This window comes from Azospirillum baldaniorum (assembly GCF_003119195.2).
GTDB lineage: Bacteria > Pseudomonadota > Alphaproteobacteria > Azospirillales > Azospirillaceae > Azospirillum > Azospirillum baldaniorum.
Map to the genome: position 1 here is coordinate 180791 of NZ_CP022260.1, position 18834 is coordinate 199624.

Annotated in this window: 11 protein-coding genes; 2 read left to right on the plus strand and 9 right to left on the minus strand. The window is 67.9% G+C overall.

Annotation, left to right across the window (positions count from 1 at the left end):
* Positions 1-11: 11 nt before the first annotated feature.
* On the minus strand, positions 12-866 hold the full coding sequence (locus tag Sp245p_RS27530) for a hypothetical protein (RefSeq protein WP_014242090.1): 855 nt from the start codon (positions 864-866) through the stop codon (positions 12-14).
* A 442-nt stretch (positions 867-1308) separates the two neighbouring features.
* Between Sp245p_RS27530 and Sp245p_RS27535 the strand changes: the two genes are divergently transcribed.
* Both Sp245p_RS27535 and Sp245p_RS27540 read left to right on the plus strand, forming a co-directional pair.
* Positions 1309-4287 carry an HsdM family class I SAM-dependent methyltransferase gene (locus Sp245p_RS27535; RefSeq protein WP_014242091.1) on the plus strand — a complete coding sequence of 993 codons (2979 nt, stop codon included), beginning with the start codon at positions 1309-1311 and terminating at the stop codon, positions 4285-4287.
* A 1-nt stretch (position 4288) separates the two neighbouring features.
* The gene (locus tag Sp245p_RS27540) at positions 4289-5074 is read left to right on the plus strand and encodes a hypothetical protein (RefSeq protein ID WP_129557244.1); all 786 of its coding nucleotides are present in this window, start codon (positions 4289-4291) and stop codon (positions 5072-5074) included.
* A gap of 274 nt (positions 5075-5348) precedes the next feature.
* Here the strand turns inward: Sp245p_RS27540 and Sp245p_RS27545 are convergent, their stop codons facing one another.
* The 8 genes from Sp245p_RS27545 to Sp245p_RS27580 form a co-directional block, all read right to left on the minus strand.
* Positions 5349-6053: a nitroreductase gene (locus Sp245p_RS27545; protein ID WP_014242093.1), complete on the minus strand. Its 705-nt coding sequence runs from the start codon at positions 6051-6053 to the stop codon at positions 5349-5351.
* A gap of 77 nt (positions 6054-6130) precedes the next feature.
* Positions 6131-6505, minus strand: a complete 375-nt coding sequence (locus tag Sp245p_RS27550) for a response regulator transcription factor (RefSeq protein WP_014242094.1) — start codon at positions 6503-6505, stop codon at positions 6131-6133.
* Positions 6506-6662: 157 nt separating this feature from the next.
* The gene (locus Sp245p_RS27555) at positions 6663-7310 is read right to left on the minus strand and encodes a response regulator transcription factor (protein ID WP_014242095.1); all 648 of its coding nucleotides are present in this window, start codon (positions 7308-7310) and stop codon (positions 6663-6665) included.
* A 34-nt stretch (positions 7311-7344) separates the two neighbouring features.
* Entirely contained in the window at positions 7345-8835 is a 1491-nt protein-coding gene (locus Sp245p_RS27560; protein ID WP_014242096.1) for a PAS domain-containing sensor histidine kinase, read from the minus strand.
* A gap of 165 nt (positions 8836-9000) precedes the next feature.
* Positions 9001-10674, minus strand: coding sequence for an FAD-dependent oxidoreductase (locus Sp245p_RS27565; protein WP_014242097.1), 1674 nt, complete (start codon positions 10672-10674; stop codon positions 9001-9003).
* A gap of 228 nt (positions 10675-10902) precedes the next feature.
* Positions 10903-12399 carry an efflux transporter outer membrane subunit gene (locus Sp245p_RS27570; protein ID WP_014242098.1) on the minus strand — a complete coding sequence of 499 codons (1497 nt, stop codon included), beginning with the start codon at positions 12397-12399 and terminating at the stop codon, positions 10903-10905.
* Between the two features lie 70 nt (positions 12400-12469).
* Positions 12470-15733 (minus strand): efflux RND transporter permease subunit, encoded by a 3264-nt coding sequence (locus Sp245p_RS27575; protein ID WP_109139091.1) that lies wholly within the window; start codon positions 15731-15733, stop codon positions 12470-12472.
* Positions 15730-18831, minus strand: coding sequence for an MdtB/MuxB family multidrug efflux RND transporter permease subunit (locus Sp245p_RS27580; RefSeq protein ID WP_109139092.1), 3102 nt, complete (start codon positions 18829-18831; stop codon positions 15730-15732). The genes Sp245p_RS27575 and Sp245p_RS27580 overlap by 4 nt, the downstream gene beginning before the upstream one ends.
* Positions 18832-18834: the final 3 nt, after the last annotated feature.

Below are 18834 nucleotides of genomic sequence, written 5' to 3' on the forward strand. Positions count from 1 at the left end.
GTGGGGTTGGGTCAGTAGCCGGACACGTCGGAACCGGCGGAGAGAAGGAAGGCGACGCCCACGGCGGCGACGGCCGGCACCAGGGCGATGGCGGTCAGCGCCACGGTGCCCATGGCCCGTCCCGCGGCGGTGCGCGGCAGGGGCAGCCGGTCGCGCAGCCGGTCGGCGAAGAAGGCCGGCAGGACGAGCAGCAGGGCTTCGGCGTGGGCGGAGGAGAAGAAGGTCAGAGTGGCGGTCAGCAGCACCAGGATGCCCAGCGCCGCCTGACCGGCGTTGCCCCAGGCGTGGCGCTCCACCGGCCAGTTCCACAGCAGCAGGCCGCCGGTGGCCGCGGCCAGCGCGAAGGCGAGCTGGGCGACGGAGGCGGAGGCCCCGACCAGCGCCACCCCGCCCACCGCCACCGCGGCGGCCAGCAGGGCGACGCCGGGCGTCGTCGCCCCCTCGCCCTCGCCGGCGGTGCGGGACAGGGCGATCCAGCCGCCGGCCAGCAGCAGGACCGCGGCGGTGATGGTGTCCAGGCCGCCCGGCAGCACCGGCAGGGCGATCCACAGCAAGGACGCCGTCACCCAGGCGCCGAGCAGCCAGGTGCCGCGGCGGCGGTCGAGCCCGGCGAGGTCGGCGCCGACGCCGATGACCAGACCGGCCACCGCGCTCCAGAACAGGCGCCCCATGCTGGAGGGCGGGGGCAGGGCGGGTAAACCGACGATCAGCGCGTAGGCCGCCAGGAAGGCGGCGGCAACGCCCGCCGCCGCCAACCGGGGACCCCGCGTGCGCCCGCCGGCGAGACGGACGACACCGACGGCGGCGACGCCGACCACCAGGGGAAACAGGGCGGTCTGCACCACAAGATCATCGAGCAGAGCCATCGTCGGAACACTCCAAGCCGCAGGAAACGGGACGCGGGGCGCGGGGCCTGCCGGGATGGAACGGTCAGGCCAGCGCTTCGCGGCGCGGCTGGAGAGTGCCGTCACGGCCCGCCGAAGCCTGTGCGAAAACGCACATCGCGAACGCGGTGTGACTGGGTTTTTGGGCGTGCCCGATGCCGTTGGAGTCGTGCCTCCGTTCAGCTCGTGCGTGCCGTCCGTGTCGGGTTGGAGGATGGCCACCAGGAAACGGGCGCGGGTTTGCGGTGAGGCCGGTACCACGGATCATCAAACGAAATTTCTCTTTCACCGCCTAAGTGGCTGAGCCTGCTGAGCTTTTCCCGTTGGCAGATTAGTCTTTTGTTTTCAGTGCGTTGGAGTTATATTGGTTAGGTTGTGAGAGTACTTTCGCGATAGGTGACGCGATGCATTGGAAGATGGAAGTGTGAACGCTGACGACTTGGTCCATCGCCTGGATGCGCTGTGCGAGCTGCTGGGCTATAGTGCCTCCAGCACCTTTCTCACCTCCGCCGACGTCCAGGACGGCCGGCCGCTTCCGCATGCGATCCGCGAAGCTTTGAGAACGATCGGCGTCTCCGGCGTATTCGCCATGAAGGATGGCTCCGCGACTGGTCGTCTCAAGGCCGTCGTTTACGTTGCCACAGCTGTCGGCGAGGACGACGTGCACAGGCTTCGTAAAGAAGTCTGGACGCAGGGTGTAGTCCCCTTCCTCGTCATCGTCATGATTGACAGGGTTCTCGTCTGCTCCGGCTTTGAGCCTCCTTCACGCAACGCGCATGTCGTGCGCGGGGAGTTGCTTCAGAACCATAAGCTGGCGCAACTCTCTGCTGAACGCCTGCGTTCTTCGATCACTTGGCAGGATTTCGATATCACTGCCTCGTCGAAGGTGGACGACGAGCTGCTGGCGGCGATCCAGGAACTCAGCAAGCAGATCCGGCAGGACAACATTGCCCTGAAGGACCGACCAGACCTTGTGAGCGCGCTAATCGGGCGCTTCCTGTACCTCTACGTGTTGATTGATCGCGGCATCGTCTCACAGCGCTGGCTTGACAATACTGTCCTAGGAGGCCGCGGTGTGCGCAACTTCATCTCCGACGCGCTGTCTGCCGCGAGGTCGGGGGGGGCTCGGCGCTGGGGACGAAACGATGCGTTCGTCGTGTTTGATGCGCTCGACGCCGCTATCAATGGCTCGGTTTTCCCCATCGTGGAGGCGGACCGGACGTTGCTCGACGACGAATCCTGCAGGCTGATCCATTGCGTCCTGCGTGCGGGTGAGAAACTGAAGAGTGGGGGAAGACAACTCAGCTTCTTTGACATCTCGTATCGCGTGATTCGGACAGAGACGATCTCGGCCCTTTACGAACGTTTCGTCGCGCTTAAGGGCTTGCAGCCAAAGAAGGACAAGGGCGTCTTCTACACTCCACCATGCCTCGCCGACCACGTCCTGGACCGCATCGAGGAAACGGCCCCGCTGGATCGAAATTCGCGCCTGCTCGATCCGGCAGCCGGCTCCGGGATCTTTCTCGTTGGGGCGTTCCGGCGCATTATGGAACGTCACGCGCCAGCCGGCGGGTGGCGGCTTGCGAACCTCCACGAGGCGCGGGCCCTGCTCACGGACTGCATCCACGGCATCGAGGAACTGCCTGAGGCCGCCAATGTTTGCCGCTTCAGCCTTTATCTCACTTTGCTCGACTATGTCGGCCAAGTCCCAATCGAAGCCTTGCGAGAGGCGTTCGGCGAGGAGAAGTTCTTGCCGTCGCTTTCGGACAACATCTATGCCAGGGATGCCTTCTCTAACCCGTTCGGCAGCCGCCGGTTCACCCATGTCGTCGGCAATCCGCCCTGGTCGCAGGAAGGTGGGCAAAAGGATCGGACCAACCAGACGCGCGACAAGAAAGCGTCGAGCGCGGCGCTTGAGGAATTCAAGAAGCGCCTTGACGGCAAGGCCGAGCCCGTCGGCCACAATCGTCTCGCCGATCTCTTCTTTTGGCTGGGAACACGGCTCGCCGAGGAGGGTGCGACCCTCGGCTTCGTGATGCCCGCGCGCTCATTGATCGGTAAGCACTCGAACGGCTTCGCCAAAGCCGTCGCGGCGCGAACGACTCCGACCTTCATCGGGAACCTAGCGCATCTTCGCAGAAAACTCTTCGACGGTGCCGAGGCAGCGGCGTGCCTCGTGATCACTAGGAACAGGGCGCCCGACCGCGACGACAAGGTTTCCATCTATCGCCCGCTGCTGTCTTCACTGCCACTAGGCAAGAACTTTCCGATCTGGCTGCTTCCCGCCGGGCCCACCGATATACAGGCCTTTCTCGTGCGGGATCTCCGTGAGGGCGCGGCCGGCTGGTTCGAGCAGGCGATGCTGAGCGCGCTTGATCGACGGACTCTGAGGGCCCTGTCGACTTGGACCTCCGCCAAGGCCCTCTCTCTCTCCGATTTCCTCGACCGGTCGAACCTTGTCATGCACAAGGGGCTATCGCCCGCATACACTGGGGTGGAAAGGCGCAAGGTCGACGGCAGGACCGAGCAGATCTCGCCTCTTACGGCCGGCGAACTGGACCGCATTCCCGCTAACTATCGTGCAAGGTTCGCGGGCGATGTGGTGTTGCTACCCCGGACGCCCGGCCAGTTGGCGATCCATCTCGCCGGGCCACACCAGTTTCCCTCCACCTTCAATGTTATCCATCCGGCGGAGCGCGACTCTCCCACCGAGGACGAGACCACGGGGCCCCGAGAGAAGAACAAGGCGTGGTGCGATGCGGTGCCCGCCCTCCTCGCGTACTTCAACTCTGGCCTTGTGAACTACTTCTCCTCCCTCTACGCACCGACCTATCTCATCGACGCGATGCGCTTCGAGCGCGACGACCTGCTTCAGGTTCCCTGCCCCTTCCGGGACCTGACCGACCCAAACCTCCTCGCAATTGGGGATGCGGTGGACGTGGACGAGGCAATCCTTGACGCGATGGGGGCTGGGGACGAGTTCCGTTCGGCTTTTCGCGAATTTCAATCGTTCCGAAAGGACTTCGGCAACGCTCAGGTGCCGGAGTCCGCGTTTGAAGAGCCGAACGACGGCGAGTTGCGCAGTTATCTCGCGAGGCTTCAGGCCGAGTTAGAAGCGGCCGGAAACGTCGGCGGCCGAGCGACATGCGAGGCTCCGCTCGACACGAAAATCGACGGCAGGCGGAACGTGACAATTCTCATCGGAGGCGCTTCGCGGAACGAGCTGCCACCACCGCCCAGCGGGGGGTTTCTCGGCGCCTCCTCGGTCGCCGTCTCGAACAGCGCGCAGGCGGCCGTCCTGGTCAAGAGCGTTGCGCGCTATGCGTGGACCGTAGAGCAAGCCGTCGCGGACGCGGCGGCGCTGCGCTCGGACATCAGCAAGCTCCAGCGGATGCGGAGGTAGTGTGGCGAGCGACGAAGACCTCTGGTGCGGATTCCTTGAGCGCGCGTTGTGGGGATTGCGACGTGCCGCTCTGATGGTGCATACGCCAGAAGGGCGCGCTCGTCATCGCGGTAAACGCGGCTTTTGGCGCAAGGAACGGCCCTTGGGCGGCCTCCCCCGCGTTCGAGTTCCCTCCGAAACGGCGATGAGCGAGGCGATTGTCCGGGAATTCGAGACTATCGCCGCGGACCAAGTCATTTCAGGGCGAAAGTCAGGCGAGCCGGACCTGCGGCATTTCCATATCGCGGTGGAGCAGTTCCGGCAGCTCGATCCTGCCATCGGGGAGTATTCCAACCCCACGGACATCGCCATTAAGCTACGCGAGGGGCTGATTTTTGATTTTAGAATCGAGGCGAAGACCGTTGCGGCGGAAGGACAGATCAAAACGGGGTATATCAACAAAGGGCTGAAACGCTTCGACGATGCCGACAATCCGTACACCATTGAACGTTTTGGCGCGATGATCGCTTACGTCGTCACCGACGATGAATCGACTTGGGAAGGTCGAGTCAGCGAAGTTGTCACCGCATATGTCGGGTCCACGCGCATCGGCACGACGCTTTTATCGGGGCGTTCCTTTTTCACCTCGACACACCGCTTCGTGCCGACGGCAAAGGCACCGGACGAAATCGAGGTCCGCGTGGTTCACTTCGTCTTCCCGGTCGAGGCGGACCCGGTTTTGAGCGGAGAGCAACGCGTGAAGGGGCAACGTGAGGATTGTGCTGTTGGGACCGCCGGGTGCCGGTAAAGGCATCTAAGCGGCGAGGATATCAATCCGGTTCGACATTCTCGCCCTTTCGATGGGAGAAATGACGCGGAAGGGAGGAACCTACGCGGCGCGGATGCGCCCCTGTCCTCCGGTCGATTTTTTCCCCCATGCCCCTTCCGCGCCGCCGATTCGGTGTGTTCGGCATCGCCCGGTGGCGAGCGCCGACCGTCCAGGCGTCAAATTGGACCGGCACCGTTACGCAAGGTGCCGTGCCCATTGCATCCTTCTCCCACTCCGGGATTGGGAGTAGCCCTCAGAATCCGTGGAAGCGGGTGAAGTCGGCGACCGGGGCGCGCTCGGTCTCCAGGCGGTTTTCCGGCGCGTCGGGGTCGGCGTGGCCCAGTGCCATGCCGCTCAGCAGGATGTCGGTGTCCGGAATGCCGAGATGGCGGCGGACGATGCGGTGATGGGTGATGAAGGCGGCCTGCGGGCAGGTGTCCAGCCCGAAGCCCCGCGCCGCCACCATCACATTCTCCATGAACATGCCGACGTCGAGCCAGCTTCCCTGCTCCATCCGCCGGTCCATGGTGAAGAACAGCCCGACCGGGGCGCCGAAGAAGTCGTAGTTGCGGGCGTGCTGGTGGGCCATCGCCTCCCGGTCGCCCTTGGCGATGCCGAGCAGGCCGTAGAGATCCCAGCCGATCTTCCGGCGCCGCGCCAGATAGGGCTCGAACCACTGGGTCGGGTAGTAGGTGTATTCCGCCCCGGCCTGGGCGTCCGCCGGGTCGAAATGGGCGGCGCGCAGCTCCGCCGACAGCGCCTCGCGCGCCGCCCCGGCCACCGCATGGACTTTCCAGGGCTGGATGTTGGAGCCGCTGGGCGCCCGGCTGGCGGCCTCAAGGATTTCCTCCACCACGGCGCGCGGCACCGGCTCGGCGGTGAAGGCGCGGACGCTGCGGCGGCTGCGCACGGCCTCCAGGGCAGACAGGGGGCGGGTATAGGATTCTTCGGACGCCATGGGCGCGCTCCGCTGCGGACGGTGTCTCACGAACCCTGTCCGGGGAACGGCGGCCCTCTCAGGACCGAGAAGGACGGTCAGGCTGGCAGCAGGCGCTGCACCGCGTCAAGGAGCTGGTCCTCCTCGAACGGCTTTTCCAGGAACGTGGTCACGCCGGCCTCCCGCGCGCGGGCGAAGGTCGCGGGATCGCCGCGCCCCGACACCATGATGACGGGCAGGCCATGCAGGTTCGCGCCGAAGCGCTCGATGAACTCCAGCCCGCTCATCACCGGCAGGTGCAGGTCGAGAACGAGGCAGCCCGACGGCTTGCCGTTGTACTGATCCATGAAACTCTGACACGACGCGTAGTCGCGCACTTCGAAGGCACAGGCTTCGAGCAGCGCCTTCATCGAGTCCCGCACCGGCTCGTCGTCGTCGACGATGTAGACGATGCTATCGCCCGGTTCGGCCAAGACTGCCTCCAGCATCGGAAATCACGCGGAATGACGCCCGTCGTGGGGCGTTACAGGGAAGATAGAAGCCGACCGGCGGTGCCGGAATACGGAGTTCCCCTTATCGGGCGTGGTTTTGATGTGGATCAGTCGCCGCCGGCGCCGCTCGCCGTCCGAATCACTCCCCTTTGGGGGTGATCCCGGCGGCCAGGGCCATGCGGACCAGCGAGGGCAGGCTGTCGGCGCGCATCTTCTCCATCACGCGGGCGCGGTGGATCTCCACGGTGCGCGGGCTGATGGACAGCTCGAAGGCGATGACCTTGTTCGACTTGCCTTCGACCAGCCATTGCAGCACGTCGCGTTCCCGCGGCGTCAGGCTGGACAGCCGCTCCAGCACCTCCGGAGACACGGCGGGGGCGGCCGGGGCCGGAAGCGGCGCCTGGGCGGCCTGTGGGGCCGTGGGCGGAACGGCGCGGGCCAGGGCGGCCTTCACGCTGCCGATCAGGGCCTGCTCGTCGAAGGGCTTCTCCACGAAGTCGATGGCGCCGGCCTTCATGGCCCGCACCGCCAGGGGCACGTCGGCGTGGCCGGTCATGACGATCACCGGCAGGCCGCGCCCCTCCCGGACCAGACGCTCCTGCACGTCCAGCCCGCTCATCTGCGGCATCCGCACATCGACCAGCAGACAGCCAGGCCGCGACGGCGCGTCGGATTCCAGGAAGGCCAGGGGGGACGCGAAGCCTTCCACCCGGAAGCCCTCGCATTCCAGCAGGATCACGACGGAGTCGCGCACCGCCTCGTCGTCGTCCAGGACGAAGACCGTCATGTCCGACGGGGGAAGTTCGGGCGGCAATGGGGACTCAGGGCGCATCATCCTCTCCGGCAACCGGCACGGTGAAGGCAAAGGTGGCCCCTCGGTCCCCCGGTTCCAACCACAGGCGGCCGCCATGGGCCTCGATGATCGACCGACAGATCGACAGGCCGAGCCCCATCCCCTTCTCCTTGGTGGTGACGAAGGGCTGGAAAAGCTGGGCCAGGACGGTCTCGTTCAGGCCGGGGCCGGTGTCGCGGACGGTGACGCGCATCAGCGCCGCCGACTCCGGGTCGGGGCCGGTGGCGACCGTCAATTCCCGAATCTCCGACTCGGCCATCGCCTCGATGGCGTTGCGGACGAGGTTGAGGACGACCTGCTGGATCTGGATCTTGTCGATCAGCACGGGCCGCTCGTCGCCGCTCATCTCCAGCCGGACATGGACGCCGCGCTCCTTGGCGCCGACCAGGGCGAGGGCGCTGGCTTCCTCCACCACCTTGCCGATGCTCTCCGCCGTGTGCTCGGTCTGGCCCTTCTCGATGAAGTTGCGCAGGCGGCGGATGATCTGGCCGGCGCGGGCGGCCTGGGCGGTGGCCTTGTCCATCGTCTCCCGCGCCTTGTCCGCCCCGTCCGGACGGTCGAGCAGGCGCTTCACCGCCTTGGCGTAGTTGATGACGGCGGTCAGCGGCTGGTTCAGCTCGTGCGCCAGGGTCGAGGCCATCTGGCCCATAGCGCTGACCCGGCTGACGTGCAGAAGCTCGGCCTGAAGCTCCTGAAGCCGCTTCTCGGTGGCCTGCCGCTCGGTGAGGTCGCGGATGAAGCCGGTGAAGCAGCGGTGCCCGGCCAACCGCACTTCGCCCACCGCCAGTTCCATGGGGAAGACCGAACCGTCGCGGCGCAGGCCGGAGACGACCCGCCCGATGCCAATGATCCGGCGCTCCCCGGTCGTCAGGTAATGGTCCATGTAGCGGTCGTGCTGCTCCCGGTAGGGGGAGGGCATCAGCATGCTGACGTTCCGTCCCGACACCTCGGCGGCGCTGTAGCCGAACAGCCGCTCCGCCGCCGGGCTGAAGGACTCGATCTGCCCGCGCTCGCTGATGACGATGATCGCCTCGGGCACGGTCTCCAGGATGGAGGTGAGGCGGGCCTCGCGCTCACGCAGGGCGGTTTCGGCCCGCTTGCGCTCGCTGATGTCGCGGATGATGCCGATGTAGACCCCGTCGCCGCCGGCCTCCCGGCAGGCTTCGCCGACCGACAGCTCCATCGGGAAGGTGGTGCCGTCGCGGCGCAGGCCGGTGACCTCGCGCCCGATGCCGATGATCCGGCGCTCCCCGGTCCGGTGGTAGCGCTCCAGGTAGCCGTCATGCTCCTCCCGGTAGGGCGGCGGCATCAGCATCTTGACGTTGTGGCCGATGACCTCCGCCGCCGTCCAGCCGAACAGCCGCTCGCAGGCCGGGTTGAAGGTCTGGATGCGCCCTTCGGCGTCGATGATGACGACTCCGTCCGGCACCGTGTCCAGCATGGCCTGAAAGCGCAGCATGAGGTCCGGATTTCCCGTCCCGATATCGTCCGCCATCCCCGTCCCCAACGTCTCTTGTCCCTCGAACCGTTCTTGGCCCAAGAGTAGTTGAGTTGATTTCTCGGTCAACGGGGATTGGGGGTTGCGGGCGGGAAGATCGCTCCCCGCCCGTGCCGGACCAGTGAATCACGCCGCCTGCTGGCCCTCCAGCGTGACCGCCCGGTCGTGCTGAAGCTGGGCCGACACCTCCTCGGCGAGGCGGAAGGCCAGCGCCACGAGATTGATGGTCGGGTGGTCGCAACCCATGCTGGGGAAGACCGAGCTGCCGCCGATGTAGAGATTGTGCATCCCGTGCACCTTGCAGCGCGCGTCGACCACACCCTGCTTCGGATCGTCGTGCATGCGGGTGGTGCCCATATGGTGCCAGCACCAGGAGATGCGCTCCGCCCAGGCGCGCTCGGCGGCCTCCTGCGGGTCGGGCTCGGTTACCGTAATCAGGCCGTTGCGGGTCAGCTCCGTCCGCACCAGCTCGTTGGTGCGCAGGAAGTTGTCGCGGTCCTGCTCGGTCAGGCGCCACACCGTGTCGGCCCGGTTGAGGCCCAGCGCGTCGCGCTCCGTCGCCAGGGTCACGCGGCTGTCGGGGTTGGGCACCGGCTCGACGATGGTTTCCAGCAGGAAGCTGCGCGTCACCCAGGCCGGATTCACCACATTGTCGAACATCGCATAGGCGAGATTCGGCAGATGCAGCGCGATCTGCGGCACCGCCTCGCGCAGCAGGGCGCGCAGGTCGCCCTCGGCGTGGCCGAACTTGCGGCGGTCGGACATCAGCATGCGCAGGTCGTGCAGCGCCCGCACTCCGGCGGTCGCCTCGCCGTGATACTGCGCCACCAGATAGCTGCGCGAGTTCATCAGCCCCAGCCGGCGCTGCGTCTCCACCGTCGGCGACAGGGAGGCGGAGACGGGGAGGTGCTTGGCGTTCAGCCGGCGGCGCGACAGGGTCAGCGTCATGTCGTAGAGGCGGCGGTGCCGCGCCTGATCGGTCAGGCGGACGGAGCCGGCCTTGATGCGCGGGTGGTCGGTGAAGTAGCGGCCGACCAGATCGTGGCCGTTGCCCAACCCGGCGCTCTGTACCCTGTTGGACAGCAGCAGCAGGCGGGCGTTCTCGATGCCGCCGCAGCACAGGACGAACTGCCGCGCGGTGACCGTGAAGCGGGCGCCGCTGAGCGCGGCACAGCGCACCCGCTCGACCACCGTGGCGGTGTCGTTGGTCTCGAACTCGGTGACGTTGGCGTTCAGGTAGCAGGCGATGTTCGCGGCCTGGACGATCTCGTCGACGGAGGTCACGCCGACGCGCGGCTGGTCGCTGATCTGGGCGATGCGGTTCTCCAGCGCGCCGCCCTCGACCGGCAGGAACTCGATCCCGTCCGGCGCCAGGGTCTTCTCCCAATGGCCGTTGTCGTAGATGCGCGACGGCAGGTTCAGGTGGCTGTGGGCGCGGGCGTAATAGGGGGCCAGCATCTCCGGCCCGAAGGGCCAGCCGCTGTTCGGCACCCAGGGCCGCGCCTCCATGTCGATCGGCTCGAAGGGCCGGCAGAAGCCGCCCCAGCAGTTGGTGCTGCCGCCGAAATAGCGGCTGCGCGCGGTGGACAGCCGCTCGTAGGGCAGGCCGAGATTCTCGCCGGCGTAGAGCGACTGGGTGTGGCCGTCGGGGTCGAGTCCGCCGCTTTCCAGAAGGACGATCTTCCAGCGCGAACCGGCCAGCGCACGGGCTATGGCGAGCCCGGCGGCGCCGGCGCCGACGATGCAGAGGTCCGCGTCAAGGTTGGTGCCCGAGGACACCGAGCGAGCATCGAGAATCATGCTGCGCCTGCTTTTCTTTGGGGTTGAACGCACGGGACTCAGATAAATCTCAAGTTCCCCATGCCGTTACTGAAATTGCGGGCTAGCCCGTCCAGCGGGTTAGCCCCGGCGCCGCCCCCATCCTCGGCAACTGCGCGGATTTCATCCATTTTTTCAAAGGACTGGCCGCCCCTTCCCCGCACCACTTCCGATGTGCAGTCCGAAGGGGTAGCCCGGCCTTGCCGAGGATTAAAAATCCGGCGGAGTGCCCCCCAACGCTTGGAGCAGCGACACGGCGGCCAGCAGGCGGCTCTGCCGCACCGCCAGGGCGCTTTCCTCGTCCGACAGGGCGGCGGTCTGGGCGGTCAGGACGCTGCTGTAGGGCAGGGTGCCGGCCCGGTACTGGTTCAGGGTCAGCCGCTCCGCCTCGCGTGCCAGCCGCACGGCGTCGTCCTGCACGGCGGCCTGCTGGGCCAGGATGCGCTGGGCGGCAAGCTGGTCTTCGACCTCCTGGAAGGCGGTCAGCACGGTCTGGCGGTACTGCGCCACGCTCTGCTCGAACACGGCGCGGCGCAGCTCCACCTCGGCCGTCCGCGTGCCGCCGTCGAACAGGGTCTGGGCAACCTGCGCCCCGACCGCCCAGATCGCCGTCGGCGCTTGGAGAAGCTGCGGCAGGATCGTCGCGCTGTTGGTGAGGGAGCCGGACAGCACCACGTCGGGATACCAAGCCGACTCCGCGATGCCGATCTGGGCGTTGGCCTGGGCCATCTGCCGCTCCGCCGCCGCGATGTCCGGGCGGCGTTCCAGCAGGGCGGAAGGCACGCCGGGCGGGATCGCCGGGACCGCGGCGGCCAGCGGCGCCGGGGCCAGCGCGAAGGCGGCGGGCGCCTGCCCGACCAGAACCGCGATGGCGTGCTCGAACTGGGCGCGCTGCACCCCCAGCGCCACGAGCTGCGACTCGGTGGAGCGGACCTGCGTTTCGGCGGTGAAGACGTCGGCCAGGGTCGCCGTGCCCACGGCGTGGCGGTTGCGGGCGATCTCCAGCGACTGGCGGTAGGCGGCGATGGCCCGCTCCAGAAGCGCCTTGCGCTCGTCCGCCACGCGGAACTGGACGTAGGCGGTGGCCAGCTGCGCCTGCGCCGACAGGCGGGCGGCGGCGAGGTCGGCGGCGCTGGCCTGGAGGTTGGCGTCGTTGCTTTCCACCGACCGGCGGATGCGGCCCCACAGGTCCGGCGCCCAGCTCGCCCCCAGCCCGGCGTCGTAGGTGGTCACCGGGGTTCCGCCCCGGCTGGCCGCCGTGCCGGAGCTGGCGCCGGAGGTGCTGCGGTTGCCCGACCCGACGCGTCCCGCCCGGTCGGCGCCGCCGCTGATCGACAGGACGGGGAAGAATCCGGAGCGTGCCTGGTCCGACAGCGCCTTCGCCTGCCGGTAGGCGGCCTCCGCCGCCTTCAGGCTCTGGTTGTCGACCTCCACCCGGCGCATCAGCCCGTCCAGCACCGGATCGTTGAAGACGGTCCACCAGGGGCTGGCCTCTGCCTGTCCGGGGGCGGCGGGGCGCCAGCCGTCGTCGCGCGGGGCGGGAGGAGCTGCGAAGACCACGGGGGTAATGCCGGCCTCCTTGTAGGTCGGCGGCACGGCGGCGGACGGCCGCTCGTAATCCGGTCCGACCGCGCAGGCCGACAACAGCGTGAGGGCGCTGAGCGCCGTGCCCAGGAGACGGGCGCGCCGCCCGATGATCGTGGTCATGTCAGGTCCATCCGCACGTCAACTTCCCTCTCCCCAGAGGGGAGAGGGTTATTATCGACAAAAGCGTCCATCATGCCGCGACACCCGCCTCGGGGCGCCGCCAGCGCCGCCGGCACCACAGCCGGAAGCGGTCGAGGTACAGGTAGGTGACCGGCGTCGTGTAGAGGGTCAGCATCTGGCTGACGACCAGACCGCCGACGATGGCGATGCCCAATGGCTGGCGCAGCTCCGCCCCGTCGCCCGAGCCGAGCGCCAGCGGCAGGGCGCCCAGCAGGGCCGCGACCGTGGTCATCATGATCGGGCGGAAGCGCAGCAGGCAGGCGCGATGGATCGCGGTGCGCGGGTCCAACCCCTCGCTCCGCTCCGCCTCCAGCGCCACGTCGATCATCATGATCGCGTTCTTCTTGACGATGCCGATCAGCAGGATCACCCCGATCAGCGCGATGATGCTCAGCTCCTTGTCCAGCGCCATCAGCGCGACCAGCGCCCCCACCCCGGCGGAAGGCAGGGTGGACAGGATGGTCAGCGGGTGGATGTAACTCTCGTAGAGCACGCCCAGCACGATGTAGACGGCCAGCAGTGCCGCCAGGATCAGCACCGGCTGATCGCCGATCGACTGCTGGAACACCCGCGCGGTGCCCTGGAAGCTGCCCTGGATGGTGGTCGGCACGCCGATCCGGTCCATGGTGTGGCGGATGACGGCCAGCCCCTCGCCCAGCGAGATTCCGGGGGCGAGGTTGAAGGAGAGGGTGGTGGCGACGAACGGCCCCTGGTGGTTCACCGACAGCGGCGTGTTCTCCAGCGCGACGCGGGCGATCGCCGAGAGCGGGACCATCGTCTCCACCCCCGTGCTGAGCGCCGACCCGGTGGAGGCGGCGGTGCGGCCGGTGGTGGCGATCTGGTTGATGCGCTGGTTGCGCGCGGCCTCGGTATCGGCCGTGGCGGCGCCGGCGATGGCGCTCGTCGCCTGCGTCCCGCTGACCGCCCCGCCGGATTTGCTGATGAGGATGTCCTTCATCATCTCCGGGTCCTCGCGGTACTGGGGGGCGACCTCCATGATCACGCGGTACTGGTTCAGCGGGTTGTAGATGGTCGAGGCGGAGCGCTGGCCGAAGGCGTCGTAGAGCGTGTTGTTGATCTGGTTGAAGGACAGGCCCAGCCGCGCCGCGGCGTCGCGGTCCACCGTCACCTCCAGCGCCAGCCCGCGCTGCTGCTGGTCGGAGTTCACCTCCGTCAGCTCCGGCACCTGCTGGAGCGCCTGGGTCAGGCGGGGCGCCCAGGTCTGCAACTCGTCCAGCGTGTCGCCCTGGAGCGTGAACTGGTAGTTGGCGTTGGCTTGCCGCGCCCCCGCCCGCAAATCCTGCATGACCGACAGGTAGAGGTTGGCGCCGGGCACCTGGGTGAGCTGGGTGCGCAGCCGGGCGATCACCCCGTCGGCCGTGACGTCGCGCTGCGCCAGCGGCTTCAGCGTGACGGCCATATAGCCGCTGTTGGTCCGGCTGCCGCCGGTGTACCCCACCACCGTCTCCACCGCCGGGTCGGCCTGCACCAGCGCCACGAAGCGCTCCATCTTCTCCTTCATCAGCGTGAAGGAGGTGCTCTGGTCCGCCACGACGAATCCGTTCAGCCGGCCCGTGTCCTGCTGCGGGAAGAAGCCCTTGGGGATGATCGTAAAGAGATGGACGCTGAGCGCCACCGTCGCCGCGAAGACCACCATGGTCAGCAGGCTGTTGTCGAGCGCCGCCGTCAGCGTCCGGTCGTAGAGGCGCAGCGTCCCCCCGCCGATCCGCGCCCCGAACCGGCGCAGGGCGGCCACGGCGCGGCCCGGCTCCTTCGCCTTGCGCGGCTCGCGCAGCAGGATGGCGCACATCATCGGCGTGGTGGTCAGGCTGATGACCATCGAGACCAGGATGGCGATGGACAAGGTCAGGGCGAATTCGCGGAACAGCCGCCCGACGATGCCGCCCATCAGCAGAATCGGGATGAAGACGGCGACCAGCGACACGCTCATCGACAGGACGGTGAAGCCTACCTCCCGCGCGCCGCGCAGCGCCGCCTGGGTGCGGGACATGCCGTTCTCGATGTGGCGGGCGATGTTCTCCAGAACGACGATGGCGTCGTCGACGACGAAGCCGGTGGCGATGGTCAGCGCCATCAGCGACAGGTTGTTCAGGCTGTAGCCGAGCAGATACATGGCGCCGAAGGTGGCGACCAGCGACACCGGCACCACCACGCTGGGGATCAGCGCCGCCCGCGCGTTGCGCAGGAACAGGAACACCACCATCACCACCAGCCCGACGGCGATGATGAGCGTGTGCTCCACCTCGGCCAGCGAGGCGCGGATGGTCGTGGTGCGGTCGCTGGAGACCGACAGGTCGATGTCGGCGGGGATGGAGGCGCGCAGTTCGGGCAGCATGGCCTTCACCCGGTCGACCGTCTCGATGATGTTGGCCGCCGGCTGGCGGTTCAGCATCAGCAGGACCGACGGCTTGCCGTTGGTGATTCCGGCGTTGCGCAGATCCTCCACGCTGTCCGACACCTCGGCCACGTCGGACAGGCGGACCGCCGCCCCGTTGCGGTAGGCGATGACCAGCGACCGGTATTCCTCCGCCTTGCGGGCCTGATCGTTGGTGTAGATCTGGAAGCGCAGCTCCCCGTCCTCGACGGCGCCCTTGGGGGCGTTGGCGTTGGCCGACGCGATGGCGGCGCGCACGTCCTCCAGCCCGATGCCGTACTGGAACAGGGCGCGCGGGTTTAATTCCACCCGCACGGCGGGCAGCGAGCTGCCGCCGATGGTGACCTGCCCGATGCCTTCGACCTGCGACAGCTTCTGCTGGAGCACGGTCGCCGCGGAATCGTAGAGCTGCCCCTGGCTGAGCGTCGCCGAGGTCATGGTCAGAATCATGATTGGGGCGTCGGCGGGGTTGACCTTGCGGTAGGTCGGGTTGCTGCGCAGGCTGGACGGCAGATCGGCGCGGGCGGCGTTGATGGCGGCCTGCACCTCGCGGCCTGCGCCGTCAATGTCGCGGTTCAGCCCGAACTGCAGCGTGATGCGCGTCGAGCCGGCGGAGCTGGAGGAGGTCATCTCCGTCACGTCGGCGATCTGCGCCAGATGCCGCTCCAGCGGCGTCGCGACGCTGGCCGCCATCGTTTCCGGGCTGGCGCCGGGCATCGAGGCGGTGACCGAGATGGTCGGGAAGTCCACCTGCGGCAGCGGCGACACCGGCAGCCCGACGAAGCCCAGCGCCCCGGCCAGCGCCAACCCGAGCGTCAGCAGGGTCGTCGCCACCGGCCGCCGGATGAAAGGCGCCGACAGGTTGGCGGCCCAGCTCATCGCGCGGCCCCTTCCGCCTGCCCGTCGGGACGCCCGCGCAGGCGCGCGGCCAGCCGGTCGAAGGCCAGATAGATCACCGGCGTGGTGTAGAGGGTGAGAAGCTGGCTGAGAATCAGCCCGCCGACGATGGACACGCCCATCGGCTGGCGCAGCTCCGACCCCGTGCCGGTGCCGAGCATCAGCGGCAGGGCGCCGAGCAGCGCCGCCATGGTCGTCATCAGGATCGGCCGGAAGCGCAGCAGGCAGGCCTGATAGATCGCCTCGCGCGGGGGCTTGCCCTCCTCCCGCTCGGCGTCGAGCGCGAAGTCGATCATCATGATCGCGTTCTTCTTCACGATGCCGATCAGCAGGATGATGCCGATGATGGCGATGATGTCCAGGTCGTGCCCGGCCAGCATCAGCGCGATCAGCGCCCCCACCCCCGCCGAGGGCAGGGTGGAGAGGATCGTGATCGGGTGGATGTAGCTCTCGTAGAGGACGCCCAGCACGATGTACATCGTGACGATGGCGGCCAGGATCAGCAGAAGCTGGTTGCCCAGCGACGCCTGGAAGGCCAGCGCGGCGCCCTGGAAGCGGGTCAGCACGCTGGCCGGCAGGCCGAGTTCCTGTTCCGCCGCCTCGATGGCCTTGACCGCGGCGCCCAGCGACACTCCCGGCGCCAGGTTGAAGGAGACGGTGACCGCCGGGAACTGCCCGAAATGGTTGATCTGGAGCGGCGCGTTGCGCACCTCCATCCGCGCGAAGGCGGCCAGCGGCACCTGTCCGCCGCCCGCCGAGGGCAGATGGATGGAGGTGAGCAGCTGGTCCACCGTCATGCGGTCGGGATCGGCCTCCAGGATCACGCGGAACTGGTTGGCCTGGGTGAAGATGGTGGAGACGATGCGCTGGCCGAAGGAGTCGTACAGCGCATTGTCGATGGCCGCCGTGGTGACGCCGTAGCGCGCGGCGGTGTCGCGGTCGATGGTGATGGCGGCCGACAGCCCCTTCTCCTGAAGGTTGCTGGTGACGTCGGTGATCTCCGGCACCGCGGCCAGCCGGTCGATCAGCCTCGGCGCCCAGACCCGCAGCTCCTCGGGATTCGCGTCCTCAAGCACGAACTGGTACTGGGTGCGGCTGACCGTGGCGTCGATGGTCAGATCCTGCACCGGCTGCATGAACAGCTCGATTCCGGGGACGGCGGCGGTGTTGTGGCGGATGCGGCGGATGATGTCGGCCACAGGATCCGTCCGCTGCTCCTTCGGCTTCAGGTTGATGAGCAGGCGCCCGCTGTTCATGGTGGTGTTGGTGCCGTCCACCCCGATGAAGGAGGACAGGCTGACCACGTCGGGGTCCTTCAGCACCTCCACCGCCAGCGCCCGCTGCCGCTCCGCCATGGCGGCGTAGGAGACGGACTGGGTGGCCTCCGTCACGCCCTGGATCAGGCCGGTGTCCTGCGCCGGGAAGAAGCCCTTGGGGATGGCGGTGTAGAGCACCACCGTCAGCGCCAGCGTGCCCACGGCGACCAGCAGCGTCGCCCCCTGGCGGTCCAGCACCCAGCGCAGCGTGCGGGCGTAGCCGGCGATCACCGCGTCGAACCACGCCTCGCTGCGCCGCGCGATGGCGGACATCTCCCGCGGCTCGCGGTGGCGCAGCAGCTTGGCGCAGAGCATCGGCACCAGCGTCAGCGAGACGACGGCGGAGATCAGGATGGTGACGGCCAGCGTGATGGCGAACTCGCGGAACAGCCGGCCCACCACGTCGCCCATGAACAGCAGCGGGATCAGCACCGCGATCAGCGAGACGGTCAGCGACACGATGGTGAAGCCGATCTGCTTCGACCCCTTCAGCGCGGCCTGGAGCGGGGATTCGCCGCGCTCCACATGGCGGGCGATGTTCTCGATCATCACGATGGCGTCGTCGACGACGAAGCCGGTCGCGACGGTCAGCGCCATCAAGGACAGGTTGTTCAGGCTGAAGCCCGCCAGATACATCACCGCGAAGGTGCCGACCAGCGACAGCGGCACCGACAGGCTGGGGATGATCGTCGCCGGGATGTTGCGCAGGAACAGGAAGATGACCAGCACCACCAGCCCCATGGCGACCATCATCTCCATCTGCACATCCTCGACGGAGGCGCGGATGGTCACGGTGCGGTCGGTCAGCACGGCGACGTCGACCGAGCCGGGCAGGGCGGCGGTCAGGTTGGGCAGCATCTCCTTCACCCGGTCCACCACCTCGATCACGTTGGCGCCGGGCTGGCGCTGGATGTTCAGGAGGATGGCCGGCGTGTCGTTCATCCAGGCGCCCAGCCGGGTGTTCTCGGCGCTGTCCAGCACCTCGGCGACGTCGGACAGGCGCACCGGGGCGCCGCTGCGGTAGGCGACGACGAGGTCCTTGTACTCGTCGGCCCGGCGGAGCTGGTCGTTGGCGTTGATGGTGTAGTTGCGGGTCGGCCCGTCGATGGTGCCCTTGGGCGAGTTGACGTTGGCCGTGTTGATGGTGCTGCGCAGGTCGTCGATGTTCAGGCCGTAGGCGGCCAGCGCCTGGACGTTGGCGCGGATGCGCACCGCCGGCCGGTGCCCGCCGCTGAGGCTGACCAGACCGACGCCGGGAAGCTGCGACAGCTTCTGCGCGAAGCGGCTGTCAGCCAAGTCCTGCACCTGGGTCAACGGCAGTGTCTTCGACGTCAGGGCGAGCGTCAGGATCGGCGCGTCGGCCGGGTTGACCTTGGCGTAGACCGGCGGGGCGGGCAGGTCGGAGGGCAGCAGGTTCCCGGCGGCGTTGATGGCCGCCTGCACCTCCTGCTCCGCGATGTCGATGCTGAGTTCCAGCCCGAACTGGAGCGTGATGACCGACGCCCCGGCGGCGCTGACCGAGGACATCTGGACCAGCCCCGGCATTTGGCCGAGCTGGCGTTCCAGAGGGGCGGTGACCGACGAGGTCATCACCTCCGGGCTGGCGCCGGGGAAGAAGGTCTGGACCTGGATCGTCGGGTATTCCACCGCCGGCAGCGCCGACAGCGGCAGGAAGCGGTAGGACACCGCCCCCACCAGCAGGATCGCCAGCATCAGCAGCGAGGTGGCGACCGGGCGGACGACGAAGGGGTGGGAGATGTTCATGGC